The 5,468-nt window shown below is 70.0% G+C and carries 5 protein-coding genes; 2 read left to right on the top strand and 3 right to left on the bottom strand.

All coding sequences use genetic code 11. From position 1 onward, the window contains the following. Both ABD844_RS08160 and ABD844_RS08155 read right to left on the bottom strand, forming a co-directional pair. Positions 1-887: serine/threonine-protein kinase (locus tag ABD844_RS08160; protein WP_344874586.1), on the bottom strand; the 887-nt coding region annotated here is incomplete at its 3' end. Positions 888-1,060: 173 nt separating this feature from the next. Then, complete coding sequence (locus ABD844_RS08155) at positions 1,061-2,422, bottom strand: FAD-binding oxidoreductase (RefSeq protein ID WP_344874584.1); 1,362 nt, start codon at positions 2,420-2,422, stop codon at positions 1,061-1,063. 124 nt (positions 2,423-2,546) lie between these two features. Here ABD844_RS08155 and ABD844_RS08150 point away from each other — a divergent pair, with 124 nt between their 5' ends. Then, the gene (locus ABD844_RS08150; RefSeq protein ID WP_344874582.1) at positions 2,547-3,098 is read left to right on the top strand and encodes a hypothetical protein; all 552 of its coding nucleotides are present in this window, start codon (positions 2,547-2,549) and stop codon (positions 3,096-3,098) included. A 21-nt stretch (positions 3,099-3,119) separates the two neighbouring features. Here ABD844_RS08150 and ABD844_RS08145 read toward each other — a convergent pair whose 3' ends face one another. Beyond that, complete coding sequence (locus tag ABD844_RS08145) at positions 3,120-4,331, bottom strand: aspartate aminotransferase type Ic (protein ID WP_344874581.1); 1,212 nt, start codon at positions 4,329-4,331, stop codon at positions 3,120-3,122. Between the two features lie 230 nt (positions 4,332-4,561). Here ABD844_RS08145 and ABD844_RS08140 point away from each other — a divergent pair. Next, positions 4,562-5,468, top strand: a 907-nt coding sequence (locus ABD844_RS08140) for a cytochrome c oxidase subunit I (RefSeq protein ID WP_344874579.1), incomplete at its 3' end; no start/stop codon positions are given.

The raw sequence follows: 5,468 nt of genomic DNA, 5'->3' as shown, positions 1-5,468 counted from the left end.
GCCGCCGCCGCGGCAGCGGCCGCGGCGGGGATCGTCATCGACCGCCCGGTGACGGGCTCGACCGCCGCGTTGGGCGCGGGCTGGCCCGTCAGCCGGACGATGAGCTCGTCGGCGCTGGGCCGCTGCGCCGGGTCCTTGGACAGGCAGGCCGCGACCAGGTCGCCGAGCAGCCCCTCCATCTTCCCCAGCTCCGGCTCCTCGTTCAGGATCCGGTTCATCACCACGGGAATGGAGTCGGCGCCGAAGGCGGGCTTGCCCGTCGCCGCGAACACCATCGTGACGCCCCACGCGAACACGTCGGCCGCCTCCGACACGGCAGCCCCGCTGAGCTGCTCGGGCGCCAGGTACGAGGGCGTCCCCATGGCCATCCCGGTGGCCGTCGCGCCGGGGGAGTCGAGGGCGCGGGCGATGCCGAAGTCGATCACGACGGGACCCTCGGGTCCCATCAGTACGTTGGCGGGCTTGAAGTCGCGATGCAGGATCCCGGCCCGGTGGATGGCCGCGAGGGCGGTGGCCGTACTGATGGCCAGGCGTTCGAGCGCCGCGCCCCGCCGCGGCCCCTCGTTGATGACCAGCTCGCGCAGGGAGGGGCCGGGGACGTACTCGCTCACGATGTACGGCCGGCTCCCGTCGAGGTCGGCGTGCAGCACGGGAGCGGTGCAGAACCGGGCCACCCGCTGCGCCACCGCCACCTCGCGCAGGAACCTCGTCCTGGCGTCGGCGTCGGCCACGAGCGCGTGGTGCAGCAGCTTGACGGCGACCTGTTCCCCCGAGTCGCTCTTGCCCAGATACACCACGCCCTGGCCGCCCTCGCCGAGCCGGGCGACGATGTCATACGCCCCCAGCCGCCGCGGATCGTCCGCCGCCAACGGCTGGAACTGATTCACGTCGGACCCCCATCACAACGAATAGATGAGGCAAAACGCTATCAGCGTGACCCTTGAGTCGTCTGCCGGACCTGTCAGAAGTTTCATGTTTTACGAGCAAAGTCAGGTTTCATCGCAGGTCGTGTGCGTTTGCGGCGCTAGGTCACGGCTTGGTGACGCGAAGATCGACACGGTCAGATCGCCTTGCCGGGGTTGAGCAGGCCGAGCGGGTCGAAGACGGCCTTGATCCCGTGCTGCACCTCGCTCGCCACCGGCCCCGACTCCAGCGCCAGCCAGCGCCGCTTCAGCAGCCCCACCCCGTGCTCCCCGGTGAGCGTGCCGCCGAACTCCAGCGCTCGCGTGAACACCTCGTCCGCCGCCGCCCACACCTCGGCCGGCGGTTCGAGGGTGCCGTGCTCGAAGATGAAGACCGGGTGCAGGTTGCCGTCGCCCGCGTGCGCCACCGTGGCGATGCGCACGCCGTGCCGCGCCGCCGCCGCCTCGATCGCCGTGATCATCTCGGGCAGTACGGACCGCGGCACGCACACGTCCTCGACCAGGCACGCCCCCTGCCGCTCCTTGGCCCCGTACGCCAGCCGCCGCAGCCCGACCAGTTCCTCGGCCTCCTCCGGGCTGGAGGAGACGGCCACGAACGAGGCCCCCTTGTCGGTGCAGATCCGCTCCATGCGCTCGACCGAGGCCTGCCCGTCGGGCGCGTCGGACTGCCCGATCAGCATGGCCTGCGTCGTGGCTTCGAGGCCGATGTTGCGCCAGTCGTCGATGGCCTCCAGCGTGGCCCGGTCCAGCAGCTCCATGAGCGACGGCTGGCAGCCGGCCGCCATGATCGCCGACACGGCGGCCCCCGCGTCCCGCAGCGAGCCGAACTCGGCGGCGAACGTCGCCGGCGGCGCGGCCGGCGCGCGGCGCAGCCGCACCGTGGCGGAGGTGATCACGCCGAGCGTGCCCTCCGAGCCGACGAAGAGGCCGGTCAGGTCGTAGCCGGTGACGCCCTTCATCGTGCGGCGTCCGGTGTTCAGTATCCGGCCGTCGGCCAGCACGACCTCGAGGCCGAGCGTCGAGTCCCTGGTCACGCCGTACTTGACGCAGCGCAGCCCGCCGGCGTTGGTGGCCAGGTTGCCGCCGATGGTGGAGATCTCGTACGAGGACGGGTCGGGCGCGTACATCAGCCCGTGCTCGCGGGCGGCCCGGTCCAGGTCGGCGGTGATGACCCCGGGCTCCACGACCGCGATCTCGTCGGCGGGCGACAGCTCCCTGATCGCGGTCATCCTGGCCAGCGACAGGATGACCGAGCCGTCGGTGCCCACGGACGCGCCCGCCAGCCCGGTGCCCCCGCCGCGCGGCACCACCGGCACCCGGTGCTCGGTCGCCCACTTCATGGTGGTCACCACGTCGTCGCGGGAGGCGGCCAGCACGACGCCGAGCGGTTTGCCGGGCTCCAGGAACGTGCGGTCGCGGGCGTAGGAGTCGATCACGTCGGGGTCGGTCACGACGCGCGCTTCGGACAGGGAGTTCACCAAGGCATCAATCGGTCTCACAAAGAGCACTCTAGGTGCGGGAAACCGCCGCCGCAGCGGCCCGTGGAACGCGGCAGTGGGGCGGTTTGCGCTGTGCGTGGCTTACGGCCAGACTGCCCGGGTGAAAGTCGGGTGCCCGGTGTGTTTGGAGACTGACCAGGTTGTCGCGGTGCCCGGAGCGGTGGCCGCCGGGACCACGTACAAGATCGGGCGGGTCAGGTTACCGGGCGCGCGTGAGATCGCCGACCTGCCCACCGCGGCGGCCCTGGGCGCGTCGAAACACGTCATGAGCCGCACACAGCTCGCGGTCTGGCTGTCGTTCCCCAGCCGCCACTACACCCCGTGGGCCAGGAACCAGGGCTACGTGCTGCTGCTGGTGGCGGCTCTGGTGCACCTGGTCGTGTCGCTGGTGATCGCGATGGGGCAGGACCCGCGGTGGGGCGAGGTGCTGCTGGCGCCGTTCTGCCTGACGGGCCTGTTCTGGGGGCTTGGGCTGCTGAACGTGCTCGGCGCGCACGGAGCCCGCAAGCGCGACGCGAGCGAGGGCCCCGCCAGGGAGAAGGCGCTGGCCGTCTGGGAGGGCCTCTCCTACTGCGCCCGCGACAACGTCGTCTTCGAGCCGGGCGTCGACGTCACGTTCCACCCGAGCGAGACCCGCGAGTACATCTTCGGGTTCAGGACCGGCGGCCCCCGCTGACCTGCGGCGGGGGCCCCGGGCTCAGGCGTGCTCCGCGGCCACCAGGCGGGCGCAGACGGCCAGGCCGCTGATGGCCTGCTCCAGCTCGTCCAGGTCGGGGTAGGTCGGCGCGATCCTGATCGTGCGGTCGTCGGGGTCCTGCCCGTACGGGTGCGTGGCCCCGGCCGGAGTCAGCGCGATCCCGGCCTCCTTGGCCTTGGCCACCACCTCGGCGGCGTGCGGCACCTCCAGGCTGACGAAGTAGCCGCCCTTCGGGGTCGTCCAGGTGGCCAGCCCGCCGAGCCGCTCGGTCAGCACCTTGTCGACCAGCTCGAACTTCGGCCCGATCAGCTCGGCGTGCCGCCGCATGTGCGCGCCCACGCCCGCGGCGTCACGCAGGAACTCCACGTGGCGGAGCTGGTTGATCTTGTCAGGGCCGATGGACTGCTTGGAGGTGTTGTGCAGGAACCACGCCACGTTCGCGGGTGAGGACCCGAAGAACGACACGCCGGAGCCGGCCAGCGTCACCTTGGAGGTGGAGGCGTAGACGAACACCCGGTCGGCGTTGCCCCGCTCGGCGCTGAGCGCGAGCAGGTCGGCCAGCTCGGCCGGGGTGTCGGTGAGGTGGTGCACCGCGTACGCGTTGTCCCAGAAGATCCGGAAGTCGGGCGCGGCCGTGGTCATGGCGGCCAGCCTGCGCACGGTCTCGTCGCTGTAGGTGACGCCGGACGGGTTGCTGTACTTCGGCACGCACCACATGCCCTTGACGTTCGCATCTTGTGCGACCAGGCGCTCGACCACGTCCATGTCGGGCCCGCCGGCGTTCATCGGGACGGGCACCATCGTGATCCCGAACCGCTCGCAGATCGTGAAATGCCGGTCGTAGCCCGGCACGGGGCACAGGAACGTGATCTTCGGCTCCTCGACCCACCGGCGCGCGGCCCCCGGCACCGGGGTCAGCAGCGCGTGCACCACGGTGTCGTGCATCATCGCCAGGCTGGAGTTGCCCCCGACCACGAGCTGCCCGGCGGGCACCTGGACCAGCGGCGCGAACAGCTCCCGCAGCTCCGCCAGGCCCTGAAGGTTGCCGTAGTTGCGGCCGTCGGTGCCGTCGGCCGCCCGATATGACGTGGGCAGCTTGATCAGGTCGTTGGAGAGATCGAGCTGGCGCGGCGACGGCTTGCCCCTGGTGAGGTCGAGCGAGAGCCCCCGCTGGACGAGGTCGGCGTAGTCACGCTGAGCGGTCACGATCATCTCCTTCGTGTCGGTCCGGCACACGAAGGATAGAAGATGTCACCAGGTGGACCGGTAACCATCCGCCATGTGGACACACCGGTGTCGGGATGCCCGGCTCAGTAATCCAGTCCGGAATTTCGTCAAAGCTTTCCGCCGCCGACAACAAAGAACGACTTCCCGAGCGGCGATCGTTGGCGTCAAATGGGTAGATCGGGGCAGGCAAAACTCCGCGTCGGAGGGGAGCAGCCGTGACGACCGTTCGAGAGACCTCGATCGAGCAGGTCAGGCGCCGTCGCACCGGGACCGTCATCGCCTCCTGGCTGTCGACGACCGATCACAAGGTCATCGGGTATCTCTATCTGATCACCTCGTTCGGGTTCTTCCTGATCGCGGGCGTGATGGCCATGGTCATCCGCGCCGAGCTGGCGCTCCCGGGCATGCAGCTCGTCAACCAGCAGCAGTACAACCAGCTCTTCACCGTCCACGGCACGGTGATGCTGCTGCTGTTCGCCACGCCGCTGTTCGCCGGGTTCGCGAACGTGGTCATGCCCCTCCAGATCGGCGCCCCCGACGTGGCTTTTCCCCGGCTCAACGCGGTGGCGTACTGGTTGTTCCTGTTCGGCGGGCTGATGGTGGTGGCCGGGTTCGTCACGCCGGGGGGCGCGGCCGACTTCGGGTGGTTCGCGTACACGCCGCTGTCGTCGGCGGTGCACACGCCGCAGATCGGAGCCGACCTGTGGATCATGGGGCTGGCGCTGTCCGGCCTCGGCACGATCCTCGGCGCGGTCAACTTCATCACCACGATCATCGGCATGCGGGCGCCGGGCATGGTCATGTTCCGGCTCCCGCTGTTCACCTGGAACGTGCTGCTGACCAGCATGCTCGTGCTGATGGCGTTCCCCGTGCTGGCCGCCGCGCTGCTCGTGCTGGAGTCGGACCGCAAGCTCGGCACCCAGGTCTTCGTGGCCGACAACGGCGGGCCGATGCTGTGGCAGCACCTGTTCTGGTTCTTCGGCCATCCCGAGGTCTACATCATCGCGCTGCCGTTCTTCGGCATCATCACCGAGGTCATCCCGGTCTTCAGCCGTAAGCCGGTCTTCGGTTACATCAGCCTGGTGGCCGCGACGATCTCGATCGCGGGCCTGTCCATCACGG

The sequence above is a fragment of the Nonomuraea antimicrobica genome (assembly GCF_039536965.1).
Classification (GTDB): domain Bacteria; phylum Actinomycetota; class Actinomycetes; order Streptosporangiales; family Streptosporangiaceae; genus Nonomuraea; species Nonomuraea antimicrobica.
Note: the sequence above shows the minus strand (reverse complement) of the source record. Positions and strands in the feature narration are given on the sequence as shown.

Excerpts from the sequence above, each read along its gene's own strand:
- ABD844_RS08145 (WP_344874581.1), bottom strand. The coding sequence starts at position 4,331 with ATGATCGTGACCGCTCAGCGTGACTACGCCGACCTCGTCCAGCGGGGG.